Genomic DNA, 16169 nt, shown 5'->3' on the forward strand with positions numbered 1-16169 from the left:
GGTCCCCCGCCGTCGGCCGCTCACCAGCCGAGCAGTCCCAGGACCCGGCCGGCCACCTCCTGCCCCACCGCGGCCGGGCAGCCGGCGGCCGATCCAGCCGCCCCCGCTGCGCCCCGGCCCCCTCGGCGAGCTCGGCGAGCTCAAGCAGCTGCTCTACCGCCTCTACCTGGGGGCCGGGCGGCTGCCCGAGGCGGTGGAGTGCCACCGCCGGGCCGGCGAGGCCGGTGGGGCGGACGCGCTGAGGCGGGCGTGCGAGGTGCTGCGGGCCGCAGGGCTGGGCGCGGAGGCCGAGCAGCTGCGCCGGTACGGCTGGGAGCCGGGCGGCGGCGCGGCGGCCGTCTGGACGGCGCCCGTGCCGGCGGCGGACGGTCACGCCGTACCGTCCCCACCGTCGTCATCGTCGTCCCACTCGTAGTCGCCGTCACGGCACGGCACGGCACGGCACGGCAGCCGAACCGTTCAGCGCGCGGGCGACGGACGCGGGGCCCGTCCGGGGGGAGATCGGACGGGCCCCGCGGGTCCGGAGCGACTGGGGGCCGGCCAGGCCGTCAGAGGTGCTTGACCAGCTCCGGCATGAGGTCCTGGAAGGTGCGACCGCTGGCCGGCTGACCGATCGCGGCCATCTGCCAGCCGCCCGCCGTGCGCTGCACCTTGGCCATGATCTGCGCGGTGTACGGACCGCCGCCGGTGAGCGTGTAGCGGGCCAGCTCGGCGCCGGTCTGCTCGTCGACCAGCCGGCAGAACGCGTTCTCGACCTCCTGGAAGGTCTGGCCGGTGAAGGAGTTGACGGTGAAGACGATCTGGTCGACCTCGGCCGGGACGCGGGTGAGGTCGACGGTGATCGACTCGTCGTCGGTGGCGTCGCCGGCGCCGCCGGTCAGGTTGTCCCCGCTGTGCCGCACCGAGCCGTCGTTGCTCTGCAGGTGCTGGAAGAACACCACGTCCACCGGCTTGCCCTCGGCGAACAGCACCGCCGAGGCGTCCAGGTCGATCTCCTGCGAGGCCAGCAGCTTGGCGAAGAAGCCCTTCTTCTGGGCGGCGCGCCAGCCGAGGCCCATCCGCACCAGGCCCAGCCGCCCGCCGCCCGGCTTCTCCAGGCTCAGCTTCTGACCCTTGGCCAGCGAAACGCTCATCGTGCCCTCCTCGTTCCTCCGCCGTGCGCGCTCTGAATCTACAGCACTGTAGAGACGGCCTGAGCCGACGTTTCATCGGCACGCAACACTCGGTCCTAGATGACCCGGTACCCCGTTCCTAGGATCAACACCACATCATCCGAGCACAGGGAGAGGTACGCCATGAGTGACACGCTCCGGGCCGAAGCCGCCGACCCGCTCCAGGACGAGACCGCCAACCCCCTTCAGGACGGGACCGCCGACCAGCTCCGCGCCGAACTGGACCGCCGCGCCGCCGAGGTGGCCGAACAGGTGATCCGGTGGCGGCACCACCTGCACGCCCACCCCGAGCTCTCCAACCGCGAGGCCGGCACCGCCGAGCTGATAGCCGGCCACCTGCGCACGCTCGGCCTGGACGAGGTGCGCACCGGCATCGCCGGCCACGGCGTGGTCGGCGTGCTGCGCGGCGGACGCCCCGGCGGCCGGGTCGTCGCACTGCGCGCCGACACCGACGCCCTGCCCGTCCCGGACCGCTGCGGCACGGAGTTCGCCTCCACCGTGGTGGACGCCGACTACCCCGGCGGACCGTTCAGCGTCTCGCACGCCTGCGGCCACGACTGTCACGTCGCGATGCTGCTCGGCGCGGCCACCGTCCTGGCCGGGGTGCGCGAGCAGCTGCCCGGCACCGTCCTGTTCGTCTTCCAGCCCGCCGAGGAGGGCCCGCCGGTCGACGAGCCGGGCGGCGCACGGCAGATGCTCGCCGAGGAGGCTCTCGCCGACCCGGCACCCTCCATGGTGTTCGGCCTGCACGTGACCCCGGACCCGAAGGGCCACGTCGGCTACCACGCGGGCTACCAGATGAGCGCGTCCCGGCTGGTCCGGATCGTCATCACCGGCCGCCAGACGCACGGCTCCTCCCCCTGGCGCGGCGACGACCCGATGCCCGCCGCCGGAGCGGTGCTCACCGGGATCGGCCAGCTCTACCGGCAGCGCTCCGCCTTCGACCCGGTTGCCGTCAGCATCGGGCACCTGGAGGACGTCGGCCGGTTCAACATCATCGGCGAGAAGGTGACCCTCTGGGGCACCGTCCGCTGCGCCGTCGAGGCCGACATGGCCGAGGTGGAGACGCGCCTCGCCACCCTCGCCGAGCACACCGCGCAGGCCTACAACTGCACGGCGCAGGTGGACTACCTCCAGCCGGTGCCGGCGTTGCACAACAAACCGGAGTGGGTGGCCGCCGCACTGCCCACCTTCCGCCGGGTGGTCGGCACCGACCGCGTCGACGAGATCGAGCCCACGCTCGGGTACGACGACGTCTCGGAGTTCGTCAACCGCTACGGCGGCCTCTACGTGATGCTCGGCGTCCAGGACACCGAACGCACCTCCGGGGGCACCGTCGTCCCGGTCCCCGGCGGCCGCGGCGTGGCCGTCAACCACAACCCGCACTTCTACGCCGACGACGACACCCTGGTGACCGGCGTCCGCCTGCACGCCCACGTCACCTGGGACCACCTCACGGGCGCCCTGGAGCCGACCGCGGGGTGACCGCACGGGCCCGCAGCGGGGCGACCTGCCCGACGGCGGGTGAGCATGCAGCGGCAGGTGAACTTGCCGGCCGCCGCGGGGTGACGTACCCAACGGCGGCGGGGTGACCGCGTCAGCCGGTCCGCTCCAACCGCACCAGCGCGTCGATCGCCTCGACCCGGCCCCCGTCCTCCCCGGCGGGGGCCCGGTGGTCGGCCTCCGCGGCGACCGGGCGGCGGACGCGCTCGGCCCTGACGGTGCGCAGGCCGGTACCGGCGAGGTCGGCGAGGACGTCCTCCGGGGTGAACAGGACGCGCGGGTCCTGCGGGCCGCCGACGCCCTCGGTGAGGTTGGTGGTGTCGTGGCCGACCACCAACAGGGTGCCGCCGGGGGCGAGCGCGGCGGCGGCGCGGCGCAGGGCGGCCCGGCGGTCGGCGGCGGGGAGCTGGAGGTAGGCGACCAGGACGAGGTCGTAGCCCGTGGGCGGGGCGGCGAAGGTGCGGGCGTCGTCGCGGCGCCAGGTGAGCCGGCCGGCCACCTCCGCAGGGAGCCGGGTGGTGAGCCGTCCGGCACGTTCGACGGCGACGGCGGAGAAGTCGAGGCCGGTGACCTGCCAGCCCCGCCCGGCCAGCCAGATGCCGTTGCGCCCCTCCCCGGCGGCGAGGTCCAGGGCACGGCCGGGGGCGAGGCCGGCGATCTCGCGGACCACCCAGCGATTGGGTTCGTGCCCCCAGACCAGCTCGCTCGCGGCGTACCGCTCGTTCCAGTCCCGGCTCTCCATCGCCCGTCCTCCGTTCCGCGGGGCCACCCTCCACGCCACCGTACCGGTGCGGCGGGTTTCGGCCATCCATCGGGTTGACGCCCTTGACGGCGAATATTGGTCCAGTCCAATCTGTGATGTCGCCGATGCGTACGGACCCCTGGTCCCGCCGCGCCGACGCACCGTACCGACGCACGTGTTCACCCCGGTCGCGCGCCCCCACAGCGCTCGGCCCGGCTCCCCTCGGCCCGCCCGGGCCCATCGCACCGCCGGAACCCCCACTCATCCGGAGGACACCGCATGCACGACCGAGTCACGCCCGCGCGCCCTGCCGAGCGCCGGGCCGCCGCGCCACGCCGCCGGGCCACCGCACTGGCCCTGGCGGCGACGCTCACCACCGGCAGCGCCGCCCTCGCCCTGTCGCTCAACACGGCCTCGGCCGCGTCCGTCAACCTGCTGACCAACGCCGGCTTCGAGACCGGCACCCTGGCCGGCTGGAGCTGCGCCAACGGGTCGGTCGTCACCACCCCGGTTCACGGCGGGAGTTACTCGCTCAGCGGCGCGGCCTCGGCCTCCGACACCGCGCAGTGCCAGCAGACGGTCGCCGTCCAGCCGAACACCCAGTACACCCTGTCCGGCTGGGTGCAGGGCAGCTACGTCTACCTCGGCGCGACCGGAACGGGCGTCAACTCCCAGTCCTGGACGCCCGGTGCGACCGGCTGGACCCAGCTCAGCAGCACCTTCACCACCGGTGCGACGACCACCTCGGTCACGGTCTTCACGCACGGCTGGTACGGCACCGGCACCTACCGCGCGGACGACCTCACCCTGACCGGGCCGGCCGGGCCGACCGGAAGCACCAGCCCGACGGCCTCCAACAGCCCCACCGCGTCCGGCAGTCCGACGGCTTCGACCAGTCCGACCGCCTCCGGCAGCCCCACCGCGTCCGGCAGCCCCACGACGTCCGGCAGTCCGACCGCCTCCGGCAGCCCCACGGTGACGACCAGCCCCACCGCGACGGCCACCGCCACCTCGACGGGCACCGGCCCGGCCGGGGACGGCAAGGTCACCACGCCCACCGGGGTGACCGTCACCAAGGTCACCCACAACGCCGTGGTACTCAGCTGGCAGCCCTCCACCCTGACCGGCGGCGACGGCGTGGTCGCCTACAAGGTGTACTCGGGCGGCCAGTTGGTGGCCACCTCGATGGGCACCTCGGTGGCCGTGAGCTCGCTGCTGCCCAGCACCGCCTACGGCTTCACCGTCCAGGGCTACTCGGGCAGTCACGGCTCCGCCCAGTCCGCGAAGGTCTCCACGACCACCGCGGCCGCGCCCGCCGCGAGCCCGTTCCGCTCGGCCTACTTCGACCAGTGGGGCGTCTACGAGAACGCCTACCACGCGAAGAACGTCGACACCAGCGGCGCCGCCGGCAAGCTGGACGTCATCACCTACGCCTTCGCCAACATCCACCCGACCTCGCACACCTGCTTCCAGGCGGTGAAGGCCTCCGACTCCGCCAACGAGTCCAACCCCAACGCGGGTGACGGCGCGGGCGACGCCTACGCCGACTACCAGGCCGACTACACCGGCGCGGCCAGCGTGGACGGCTCCGGTGACATCTACGAGCAGCCGCTCAAGGGCAACTTCAACCAGCTGCGCCAGCTGAAGGCCAAGTACCCGAACCTGCGCTTCACCATCTCGATCGGCGGCTGGACGTACTCCAAGTACTTCTCCGACGCGGCCGCCACCGACGCCTCCCGCAAGGCCTTCGTCTCCTCCTGCGTCGACATGTTCCTCAAGGGGAACCTGCCGACCGGCATCGCCGGTGACGCCTCCGGCGGCCAGGCCTCGGCGGCCGGTCTCTTCGACGGCGTCGACCTCGACTGGGAGTACCCGGGCTCGGCCGGCGGCCACACCGGGAACCACTACTCTCCCGCCGACAAGCAGAACTTCACCCTGCTGCTGAAGGAGTTCCGCACCCAGCTGGACGCCCTCGGCAACGCCCAGGGCAAGCGGTTCCTGCTGACCGCGGCACTGCCCAGCGGCCAGGACAAGATCGCGCAGCTGGAGACCGACCGGATCGGCGCCTACCTGGACTACGCCGACATCATGACCTACGACATGCACGGCGCCTGGGACGCCAAGGGCCCGACCAACCACCAGGACCCGCTGCACGACAGCCCGAACGACCCGACCACGCCGATCACCCCGGGCACCCGCAAGTACAACGTGGACACCACGCTCACCGCGTACACCACCGGCCTGCCCGAGTACGGGATCGCGGGCGGGTTCCCGGCGAACAAGCTGGTGCTGGGCATCCCGTTCTACTGGCGCGGCTGGACGGGAGTCCCGGCCGGCAACAACTTCGGCCTGTACCAGAGCGCGACCGGCCCGACGCCGGCCAAGCCGCTCAGCGCCGAGGCCGGGCTGGCGGCCTGGAAGGAGCTGGGCGCCACCGCCGCCAACACCCACTGGGACCCGGTGACCGAGACCTCGTGGGTGTACGACGGCACCAACTTCTGGACGGGCGACACCCCGCAGGCCATCCAGGCGCGCGGCGCCTACGCCAAGAGCAAGGGGCTGGCCGGGATGTTCGCCTTCTCCCTGGAGAACGACGACGCCTCCGGCACCCTGCTCAACGCCATGAACGGCAGCCTGCACTGACGTAGCGTCAGTTCGGTCGCCAGGCGCTCCGGGTGGTACCGGCACCAGCGAAGTACGGCCGGGCTCCGGCGAAATCACGGCCGGGCATCCGGTCAGGCATCGCCGGGCATGGCCCGGGGGCCGCCTCCGCCGTCAGCCGTCAGCCGTCCGCCGTCCGCCGTCAGTGCTCCGGCACCGGGTCGACCCCGTTGCCACGGCGCGCCACGCCCGGCCGGCAGCGGAGCAGCCGGCCGACCGTCAGCCGGGCGCCGCGCACCGCGCCGTGCCGGTGCAGCGCCTGGACGGCGTAGGTCGAACAGGTCGGCGTGTACGGGCAGCAGGCCGGACGCCTCGGGCTGACCTCGGTCCGGTAGTACCGCACCGCGCCGTAGAGCACGCCCGCCGCGAAGCCGCCCGGGGCGGGCGCCGCCGGGTCAGCCTGACCCCGGCGCCGGCCGCGACCGCCGGTCAGGGCGAACCGCACGCCCGCGGCCGTCATCACCGGCACCAGCAGGATCAGACAGGGATCGGCGACGTCCCCGCAGCAGTCGCAGGCGTCGCACGCGTCCGACCACTCGCGGTCCTTCTTCTTGGTCTTGCCGTTCTGCCGCTTGTACGCCAGCCACTCCCGCCGCTGCGCCTTCCGCCGCTGTCGCTCCTTCTCGGGCAGCCACCACCAGGCCCGCTCGGGGCGGCGCGGCGGCGGATAGGAGAGAGGCTGGTGGTGCGGCGGATGGGCCACGGCTCACGATCCCTTCGGTAGGCCCGACGGGACCGGCCCCCGACGGTCCGGTCAGATTATCGAAGACGGACCATCGAGGGGCACGGCCCCGTGCACCCTCCGGGAGGGCGGTCAGTCCTGGCCGCCCCCCAGCGTGGGGAAGAGATCGGTGAACGGCTGGGTGGTCACCGAGACGCTCCGGCCGAACGGGTCGTCGAAGTCCCAGATCAGGAAGAGCAGGAAGGCGATCAGCGCGCTGAACGCCCCCGCCAGCAGCAACTCCCGCGTCGAACGCCGGATCTGCAGCGCGAACACCATGCCGACGGTCACCACGGCGCCGACGATCAGACCGAACCAGACCACCCCCGGCATGGTCGGCCCGGCGTTCTGGCCGCGGGCGTTGCGGGCGTCGTCGGCGGTGCTGATCCGGTCCATCATCGGCTGGTAGGCCTGCGCCTCCAGATCGCTGGCCGGGGTGCGGGTGGCGACGTCCTGGCGCAGCTTGTCCAGCAGTTCGGTGCCCCGCGTGGAGATCTCGCCGTTCTCGCGCATGTACGCCCACTCGACGTCGACGACGTACGAGACGTAGGCGTCCACGTCGGCGCGGACCTTGTCCCGGAACTCGACCGGGTACACCTGGGCGCGCTCGCTCACCTCGTGCAGCGACTGTGCCTCGCGCAGCACGTCGTCCTGGGCGGCGCCGCGCGCCTCCCAGACTCCGGCGATGGCGAGGCCGAGCACGATCGCGTAGACCACGCCGATCATCATCGTCATGTACTCGATGACATCGGGTGTCTCGTCGGTGTTCTCGTCCTCGCTGGCCCGGCGGTGCCTCAGCAGCACCACCGCCACCACGACGGCGCAGGCCGCCGACATGGCGATGGCCAGCGCCAACCACTCGGACATGGGAACTCCCTTCTTCAGCTTGGGTTTTCCGGCTTCTTCGGCCGGCTCGGATGCGCCGGCCTGCCGTCGCCGGCTCGGGTTCGGGGCTCGGGGCTGGGGTTCGGGACTCGGGTTCGCCGAGTGGGTTCGCCGGCCCGCGCCCACCGGCCCGCGCCCACCGGCCTGCGTTCACGGGCTTGCGTCCAGCCGTCTTCGGTTCCGCTTCCGGCCCACGCGGGTGGTCCGACTCGCGCGGGCCGACCCGCGCGGGCCGGATCGACGACCCGAACCGGATGGGCCGGCCCGGGTGCTCCCGCGTGCGCCCGGCCGTCGTCGTGGGACGCGGCCGGACACCGTGGAACGGGTGCCGGCTACCGGGCCCGGGCGCCGGGGAACGTGCACACCATGGGCGCTCCCCGTGGGCGCGCCGTCGTCAGGAGCGGCCGGAGCCGCCGCGACCGGACCGGCCACGTGGGCGCAGGGCCGCCGCAGCCAGTACGGCGGGCACCGTGACCAGCAGCATCGTCCTGGTCGGTGAACTGCCGTGGTGGCGCTCCGGCGCGGGCGCCGGCGGGGCCAGCGGAAGCCGGACCGGCTTGACCACCGGCTTCGGCCGGACCGGACTGGGGACCGGCGCACTGGGCTCGACCGTCGGTACCGGCGGTTCCGGTACGGGCGGCGGGGGTGGGACGACCGGCTGCGCGGTGGGCCTCGGCGTGGGCGTCGGCGTGGGCCGGGGGGACGCGGGCGGCGGGGTGGGCCTCGGCGTCGGGGTGGGAGCGGCCGGCGGAGCCGGTGCGGGGGCCGGCGGCGGGGTCGGCGCCGGGGTGGGTCTGGGTGTCGGCGTGGGCGTCGGGGTCGGTGTCGGAGTGGGCGTCGGGGTGGGGGTGGGTGTCGGCGTAGGGCTGGGGCACGGGTGGTGGTGCTCGGGCGGGTGGCTGGGCTTGGGGTGCGGGTGCGGATGCGGCTTGGGAGTGGGCTTGGGGTGGTGCAGCAACCCGGAGAGGTCGACGGTCACGCCGACCTCGACGTCGACGTCGACCTCGACGTCCACACCCCCCTTGCCGACCGACACCGAGACGTCCGTATCGGTGTCGACGCAGGTCTCGACCACCGGGCCGTGGGGTTTGCCCCCGCCCTGGTGCTCGGGGGCACGCGCCCCGGCCGCGCCGCTCAGCAGCGCGCAGAGTGCGGCGACCCCGGCCGCCGCGCCGGCCAGCCTGGCCCGGCGACCGCGGGCACCGCCGCCGTCACCGCCGCCACTCACCATGATCAGGTCTGCGGTCACGGTCGCCCGTCCACCGGTATCCGCCGGGACTGCTGGGGCTGCTGTCGCTGCAGCATGGGTACCTTGCACCTCTCACATCGTCGGGAGCGTCGTCTGGGGGGATCGGCCGGCGCTGGGAGGCCGACACCGGACGGCCCGCCTCAAGGGGCGGGCCGTCCGACATCTGGTGAAACGATCTTGCGGTGGGCCTGGTTACGGCCTGACCGCGTTCCGTACGGCCGTCAGTGGATGACGGCCCGGTGCACCGCTCAGTGGCGGCCGTGCGCGATCTCGACGTTCTCCAGGACGCCGACCGCGTCCGGCACCAGGATCGCGGCCGAGTAGTAGGCGCTGACCAGGTAGGAGATGATCGCCTTCTCACTGATGCCCATGAAGCGGACCGACAGGCTGGGCTGGTACTCGTCCGGAATGCCGGTCTGGTGCAGGCCGATGACGCCCTGGTTGTCCTCGCCGGTCCGGATCACCAGGATGGAGCTGGTGTTCTCCTTGGTGATCGGGATCTTGCTGCACGGCAGGATCGGCACCCCGCGCCAGGCCGGCACCTGCTGCCCGCCGAGGTCGACATGGTGGGGGTAGAGCCCGCGCGCGTTCAGCTCGCGGCCGATCGCCGCGATGGTGCGCGGGTGCGCGAGCAGGTAGTCCGGGTCACGGCGGCGGTTGAGCAGCTCGTCCAGGTCGTCCGGGGTGGGCGGACCGGAGTGGGTCTGGATCCGCTGGTCGAAGTCGGCGTTGTTGAGCAGGCCGAACTCCGGGTTGTTGATGAGCTCGAACTCCTGGCGCTCGCGCAGCGCCTCGATGGTCAGCCGGAGCTGGTGCTCGGTCTGGTTCATCGGCTGGTTGTAGAGGTCGGCGACCCGGGTGTGCACCTTGAGCACGGTCTGCGCGACGCTCAGCTCGTACTCGCGCGGCTTCAACTCGTAGTCCACGAAAGCGCCGGGGAGCTCGTACTCGCCCCGGTGGCCGGCCGACATGGCGATCTCGGCCTCACCGCGCTCGTTCTGGCGCTGGAGCGGCAGCGCGAGGAAGTCGCGGATGTGGTCCTGGAGGGCGGTCGAGCCGTCCCGGATGGCCTGGAACTCCCGTCGGGGCAGGGAGAGCACGGTGCCGGCGGTGGCGGACTTGGCGGTGAACTCCCAGACGGCGTCGGGGTCGAGCACCGCCTGCTCGCCGAACCGGTCGCCGTCACCGAGGACGCCGACGACGGTCTCGTCACCGTACTTGCCGGTGCCGATCTGGTTGATCTTGCCGTGGGCGATGAGGTAGATCCGGTCGGCCGCCGCGCCGCGCTCGGCCAGCACCTCACCCGGACCGAAGTCGCGCTGCTCGCAGCGGTCGGCGAGGGCGATCAGCACGTCGTCGTCCTCGAAGCCGCGCAGCAGGGCGAGTTCGCCCAGCTCGCGCGGGATGACCCTGACCTCCGAACCGGTCTTGATGAACTCGATCCGGCCGTCGCCCACGGTGTAGGTGAGGCGGCGGTTGACGCGGTACGCGCCACCGGCAGCCTGCACCCAGGGCAGCACCTTGAGCAGCCAGCGGGAGGTGATCTCCTGCATCTGCGGCGCGGACTTGGTGGTGGTGGCGAGATTGCGGGCAGCGGCTGTGGTGAGGCTCGACTGCTGCGGAACCTGCTGTGTCTCCGGGCTGGTCTCCACCGGCATCGGCAGGGTTCTCCTTCATCTGGTCAGGTCACGCCGATCTGCCGCGGCAAGATGTGTGGCAGATCGTCAGATAGGCTTCATGGTGGGGGCGTTGGCGAAATCTCCGCACGGCCCTCCGCCCACTCGGGCGGCCCACCGGGAACCCTAGATCACCGAAACCCGGCCAGCCCCGTACGAACGTCGAGTGCCCCCCGATAGGGTGAATCTCAACCATGGAGTGGTTGGAATCCGTCAACTGTCCCTAGACGGAACTTCGAATTCCTGTGCATGCGAATCGCCCCCGGCCCGGAACGATCCCATCCAACCGAACGGAGCTACGGGAGGGGTTCGCGATCCCACGGCTCGGCCGCAACCCAGTGAAACAGGAGTTCGAGCGTCGAACGGGTGAAACATGGGGCGCGGCCGGAGGCTCCGGCAACGGGACGTCGGACCACGTCGGTGCCCCTGCCGTCGATCCTGCAGCGGCCTGCCACCGGCCTGCCACCCTCATGTCGGCGGAGCGGTACCGGAGCGGTACGGGAGCGGCGCTGCAGCGCTCATCGACCCGGTCCAGCCCGCCTCAGGGCTCTCGTGGCCCAGGGCTCTCGCGGCTCAGGCTTCTCGTGGCTCAGGCCTCTCGCGGCCGCCGCCTGTGACGGCGGTACCAGACCGCGCCCACCAGCCCGGAGAGGCCGATCAGCGCGAGGGCGAGGACCGGCCACCGGCTGCTGGCGAGCCGGATGTCGGCGATCACCAGGAACAGCACGGTCCCCACCGGGATCAACAACGAGAACGCCGTCTGGGCGGCGGCCGCGACGATCCCGGGATCGGTACGGGCGCTGCGCCGCTCGGGCCAGCCCGCCGGGCCACCACCGAAGGCCGGGTCACCACCGAAGTAGAAGGAGAGGCCTCGGGTCGCCATCCGGCCGGTGGCCCGGTAGTAGGAGACCGCCATGTAGGGCAGCCAGACCAGCGGAACGACCATGCCGACCATGAGGACCAGCACCACCACCAGCCACCCGCCGGCCGTCCGCCAGCGGGGCGGCGGCGGGTCGACGCTCTCGCTGGTCAGTCCGAGCAGCCGGGCCATCCGCCAGATCAGCGACCAGAACCCGCGCCGTCGGCCGTTGCTCGTGGCAGCCGGCGGGTGCTCCGCGAGGGAGCGTTCCGCGGCGGCCACATCAGGGTGGGCGCCCTGGAGCACCAACAGTTCGGCGGTCCGCTCCGGGGCGGTGGGGTCCTTGCCGGACAGGGCGGCGAGTTCCAGGAAAAGCTGTCCCTGCTCCAGCAGCGCGGTACAGAACGCGAACGGCACCAGCCACAGGAACGGCCCGCCGACGAAGGCGCCCTCGTTCCGGCTCACCCGCCGGGCGCGCTCGACGGTCAGTGCCACCAGCTCCCCCAGGTCCGCGTCCGGATGCGAGGCCCGCAACCCGGCGACGCGGCGTGCGGCACGCGGGCCGCGGTGGCGGACGGCGAACACGGCGAGCAGCTCCGGCAGCCTGGAAGGGTGGGCGCGGATCGAGCGCACCAGCTCCGCGACCGGGGGCTCGGGCGCGTCGGGCTCCTCCGGCACCGGTACCGCCGATCCCTCGGGTGTCACGTCCGTCACCGCTTCACCTCTGCCCGCTCGGCCTCGGTTACCCGCTCCGCCTCGGGGCGCTCCGGGCGGGCGGCCCACGGCCCCTGTCAGCAGCCTAGTATCGGCGCGCCGAGGCCGCTCGCGCCGCTGGTCAGGCCACCTCGAAGCCGTGTCGGACGCGGTCGAACCGGCCGGCCGCCAAGTCCTCGTCGGTGATCCAGAACGAGACGTTGACGCACTCGCCCCAGTCCACGTCGAGGGCCTGGTTCTCGATCTGGAGCAGCGGCCGGTGGCCCTCGGGGCGGCCGGTGTCGGTGTCGCACCAGCCGAGTACCCGCACGTCGGGGCGGGGCAGGTGGTCCCGGAAGTCCGCGGCGAGGTCGAGGGCGATCATGAAGTCGTCCGGGAAGAGGTTCTCCAGCTCGCAGTCCTGGTAGGAGGGCGCGGAGAGCTGCCAGGTGGCCCCGACCGGGACGGCGGCGACGGCGGGGGTGCTCAGCTCGCTCTCGGGGGCGCGACGGGGCGGCGCGCCGGCGGGGACGTGCAGGACCCGGCAGCCGCGGCCGCTGAAGTCGGAGATCCAGTCGTCGTGGAAGAAGAGGAGCAGCCCGTCCGCGGGCAGTGGCCAGTCGCCACCGACACCGCCGGCGCCTGTGGCCCGGAAGGCCTCCGCCAGCCCGGCACAGTCGAGCCCGGCGAGGAACTGCATCGGCCGGCCGGCGAACTCGGGCCACTCGGTGCCGTCCGGCAGCGCGGGCAGGCCGCCGAGCTGCCCCGCCCCGGGGCCGGTGGCGTCGGGGTCCGTACGGGCGGTCTCCGCGTCGAGTACCAGGGAGGGCCGGAACAGTCCGTCGACCAGGGGCGCGGTCTCCGCGTCCGCCCGCGCGCGGATCGCCTCGTACACGGCGAAGGGCATCGGAATCCCGGGGTGGCCCGGCGGCGTCTCGCCCGGGCGCGCGGCGGTCCAGCCCGAACGGGTGTCGGCCCGGCCGGTCGCGGCGGGGGTCGTGGTCGGCGCCCCGGACTCGGGCGCATCGGTGGTCAGCGGTTCGGCCATGGGCCCAAGCCTGCCATCCGGGTCTGACAATCCGTGCGTCCGCGTGTCCGCAACTCCCGGCTTCCGGCTTCCGGCTTCCGGCTTCCGCCTTCCGCCTTCCGGCTCCGGCGTCCGTGTATCAGGGGGTGCTGTGCATCAGGTGGGCCGTACGGACGTGCGGATGGCCCGTCAGGCGCCGACACGGGGGTGGCCGGCGCCTGACGGGGGTTCGGGGGCCCTCCGCAGGATTCCCGGTGGGCCCGGGTCGCGGAGTGGCTCAGGAGCAGGTGACCTCGTTGCCGGGGACGTCGAGGATGCCGGAGTCGGTGGCCGCACCCGCCGCGTACTCGTCGTAGATGTAGGTGTAGAAGTCGATCCGCGCACCGGAGCCGCAGGCCGAGTCGGCGGCGATGTCGTAGGTGAGCGTGACGGTGGTGGTGGCACCCGCCGCGACGGGCACGGTGTGGTGGACCACTCCGCTGGTGGCACCGGTGTCGCACCCGCTGACGTTGCCGCCGCAGGAGGAGAACGCGTACTTCAGCCCGGTGTTCTGGGTGGTTCCGTAGGTCGGCTGGATGGACTGGTAGACGAACTGCACGGGGGTGTCGTGCGGGTTGGTCAGAGTCAGGGTCAGGGTGACCGAGGAGCCCGGGGTCGCCGTCGCCTTGTCGGAGCTGACGGCCAGCAGCGGGGTGTCGGCCTGGGCGGGGGCGGCCGAGAGGAGCAGACCGATGACAAGGGCCAGGATCGCGGTAATTCCGAAGCGGCTCACATGTGTTCTGCGCATGACCAATGAGCGTAGGAGCCTTCGCCGTCCGCCGCGCCGGACTCCGCCCCGACCCGTACTGGCATATGACAGCGGAGCGGACGCGGCGGGCCATTGCCTACGCTCCACCCTGCCCGGAGGGCGCCCGTCCCCCTACCCTCGGGCCGCGCCGGCTCCCCCGGTGCACCACGCGGCGCCGGCATCGGCGCCGACCGCCTTCCGGGTCGGCTCCGGCGCTCCGCGTACCGGCGCGCACGAACCCCGCACGTCCGCGTCGGCACCGGTCAGGCGGCGGTCAAGCGGCGGTCTAGCGGCAACGCCCCGGCGGTGATCATTCGGCGCACTGCCATGAGGTCCGGACTCTCCTTCGACGCGGGCGGGGTGTCCCGATGACGCGGACGCCGGAGCGGCGCGTGGGGGCACCGGCCCTGGCGTCCGCGCTTCCGGGACAGCTGGTCAGCTCGGCACCTGGTCGGTGATCCGGTGCCTGTGCCGAACCCTCGCAGCGGGCGCCGACGCAGCAATATCCCGTACTCCTGGGGGTGTTCGCCCCTCGGGGTGCACTCCCTCCCGGGATGTTCCCGGCAGCCTCCTGCGGTTCCCGTCCTCCCGTCGGCATGTGCCGAGCACAGCGGGCCGGGCTCCCCGCCGGCCGTCCTCAGAGCGGCGGCGGCAGGATGTCGCAGAGTGCGGCCACCGCCGCCTGGTAGGCGTGGTCCGGCGGCGTGGCGTACCCGACCACCAGGCCGTCGGTCGCGGGCATCTCGTCCCGCCCCGTCAGCGGGTGCCGGTAGTCGGCCAGTCCGTCCACGGCCAGCCCCCGGTAGGTGGCCGCCTTCAGCACCGAGCGTTCGGTGCCGGGCGCCAGTCGGAGCACCGCGTGCAGACCGGCCGCGATGCCGGACACCTCGATGTGCGGTGCCCGCGCGGCCAGGGCGGCCACCAGGTGGTCGCGGCGGTCCCGGTAGCGGCGGCGCATCCGGCGGACGTGCCGGTCGTAACCGCCCGACTCGATGAACTCCGCGAGCGTCAGCTGGTCGAGCGCGCTGGCCCAGGCCTCGCGCTCGCCCTTGGCGGCCAGCACCCGGTCGACCAGGTGGTCGGGCAGCACCATCCAGCCGAGCCGCAGCGCGGGCGTGAGGCTCTTGCTCGCGGTTCCGAGGTAGACCACCCGCTCCGGGTCGAGCCCTTGCACCGCGCCGACCGGCTGCCGGTCGTAGCGGAACTCGCCGTCGTAGTCGTCCTCCAGGACCAGCCCGCCGCGCCCGCGCGCCCAGTCGACCACCGCCGACCGCCGGGCCGCGTGCAGCGGTCCCCCGGTCGGGAACTGGTGGGCGGGGGTGAGCAGTGCCGTCCGGACCTCGGGCAGCCCGGCCAGCCCGCCGACCAGCGCGCCGTCCTCGTCCAGCGGCAGCGGCACGGTGGTCACCCCCGCCCGTGCCAGCAGAGCGCGGTGGAAGGCCAGACCGTAGGCCTCCACGGCCAGCGGCCCGTTCTCACGCGCGGGCAGCACGGCGCCCTCGCCGTCGAACAGCAGCCGCAACGCGTGGGCGAAGCCGGAGCAGACGACGATCCGCTCGGGATCGGTACGCACCCCCCGTACGCGGGCCAGGTAGTCGGCGAGGACGGCCCGCAGCTCGCGCCGCCCCCGCGGGTCGCCCGGGCCGAAGGCCTCGTTGGGCGCCGCGGTGATCGCCCGACGGCCGGCGGCGAGCCAGGCCGCGCGCGGGAAGGAGGCGGCGTCGGGCTGGCCCTGGCGCAGGTCGTGCGCGATCGGGCGGGGCGGGGACACCCGTCGGGACCGGCTCGGGGCAACCGGCTCGGCACGGTCGGCGACGGTGGTCCCCGATCCCTGCCGGGCGGTGAGCCATCCCTCGGCGACCAGCTCGGCGTACGCGTCGGCTGCGGTGTTGCGGGCGACGCCGAGGTCGGCGGCGAGGGTGCGGTAGGGCGGCAGCCTGGTACCGGGGGCGAGACGGCCGCTGCGGATCGCCTCGCGCAGGGCGGCCATCAGCGCCGCGCGACGGCCGCCGGTGGCGGGCAGGTCGAGGTGCAGGTCGCTGCCGGAAGTGGCGGCCGCGGCAGCGGTGGCGGAGCCGGCGGCCGCGGCAGAGCTGGAGGTGGCGGCGGAGCTGGAGGTGGCGGAGCCGGCGGTCGGGGTGTCCGTCATGGTCACGAACCCTATCGCCGGGCGGGTGTCCCCCACGACGGGGGC

At 73.4% G+C, this 16169-nt stretch carries 12 protein-coding genes and 1 pseudogene; 3 read left to right on the top strand and 10 right to left on the bottom strand.

The features are described from left to right. Positions 1-415, top strand: a pseudogene (locus ACFC1F_RS30805) (hypothetical protein); the annotation flags it as partial. A 133-nt stretch (positions 416-548) separates the two neighbouring features. Here ACFC1F_RS30805 and ACFC1F_RS30810 read toward each other — a convergent pair. Beyond that, positions 549-1133: a TerD family protein gene (locus ACFC1F_RS30810; protein ID WP_148640898.1), complete on the bottom strand. Its 585-nt coding sequence runs from the start codon at positions 1131-1133 to the stop codon at positions 549-551. A gap of 162 nt (positions 1134-1295) precedes the next feature. Between ACFC1F_RS30810 and ACFC1F_RS30815 the strand changes: the two genes are divergently transcribed. After that, complete coding sequence (locus ACFC1F_RS30815; RefSeq protein WP_376163191.1) at positions 1296-2657, top strand: M20 family metallopeptidase; 1362 nt, start codon at positions 1296-1298, stop codon at positions 2655-2657. A gap of 112 nt (positions 2658-2769) precedes the next feature. Here the strand turns inward: ACFC1F_RS30815 and ACFC1F_RS30820 are convergent, their stop codons facing one another. Then, positions 2770-3417, bottom strand: a complete 648-nt coding sequence (locus tag ACFC1F_RS30820) for a class I SAM-dependent methyltransferase (protein WP_376163193.1) — start codon at positions 3415-3417, stop codon at positions 2770-2772. Positions 3418-3696: 279 nt separating this feature from the next. Here ACFC1F_RS30820 and ACFC1F_RS30825 point away from each other — a divergent pair, with 279 nt between their 5' ends. After that, on the top strand, positions 3697-6060 hold the full coding sequence (locus ACFC1F_RS30825; protein ID WP_376163195.1) for a glycosyl hydrolase family 18 protein: 2364 nt from the start codon (positions 3697-3699) through the stop codon (positions 6058-6060). A gap of 160 nt (positions 6061-6220) precedes the next feature. On the opposite strand, the gene yidD is transcribed toward ACFC1F_RS30825, so the two are convergent. From yidD to ACFC1F_RS30865, 8 genes are all read right to left on the bottom strand, one after another. After that, positions 6221-6781: a membrane protein insertion efficiency factor YidD gene (gene yidD / locus ACFC1F_RS30830; protein WP_376163197.1), complete on the bottom strand. Its 561-nt coding sequence runs from the start codon at positions 6779-6781 to the stop codon at positions 6221-6223. 111 nt (positions 6782-6892) lie between these two features. Continuing rightward, the gene (locus ACFC1F_RS30835) at positions 6893-7666 is read right to left on the bottom strand and encodes a DUF4239 domain-containing protein (RefSeq protein WP_209411054.1); all 774 of its coding nucleotides are present in this window, start codon (positions 7664-7666) and stop codon (positions 6893-6895) included. Positions 7667-8078: 412 nt separating this feature from the next. Continuing rightward, positions 8079-8933, bottom strand: a complete 855-nt coding sequence (locus tag ACFC1F_RS30840; protein WP_376163199.1) for a hypothetical protein — start codon at positions 8931-8933, stop codon at positions 8079-8081. 248 nt (positions 8934-9181) lie between these two features. Next, a complete protein-coding gene (locus ACFC1F_RS30845; protein WP_209411055.1) occupies positions 9182-10591 on the bottom strand; it encodes a family 2B encapsulin nanocompartment shell protein in 1410 nt (469 codons plus the stop codon). A 607-nt stretch (positions 10592-11198) separates the two neighbouring features. Beyond that, entirely contained in the window at positions 11199-12182 is a 984-nt protein-coding gene (locus tag ACFC1F_RS30850; protein ID WP_376163202.1) for a hypothetical protein, read from the bottom strand. A gap of 121 nt (positions 12183-12303) precedes the next feature. Further along, the gene (locus ACFC1F_RS30855) at positions 12304-13209 is read right to left on the bottom strand and encodes a DUF1963 domain-containing protein (RefSeq protein WP_376163204.1); all 906 of its coding nucleotides are present in this window, start codon (positions 13207-13209) and stop codon (positions 12304-12306) included. A 256-nt stretch (positions 13210-13465) separates the two neighbouring features. Then, positions 13466-13975 carry a hypothetical protein gene (locus tag ACFC1F_RS30860; protein WP_209411058.1) on the bottom strand — a complete coding sequence of 170 codons (510 nt, stop codon included), beginning with the start codon at positions 13973-13975 and terminating at the stop codon, positions 13466-13468. Positions 13976-14612: 637 nt separating this feature from the next. Next, the gene (locus tag ACFC1F_RS30865; protein ID WP_376163206.1) at positions 14613-16124 is read right to left on the bottom strand and encodes a PLP-dependent aminotransferase family protein; all 1512 of its coding nucleotides are present in this window, start codon (positions 16122-16124) and stop codon (positions 14613-14615) included. Positions 16125-16169: the final 45 nt, after the last annotated feature.

Origin of the sequence: Kitasatospora sp. NPDC056181, assembly GCF_042266225.1 — a bacterium.
GTDB lineage: Bacteria > Actinomycetota > Actinomycetes > Streptomycetales > Streptomycetaceae > Kitasatospora.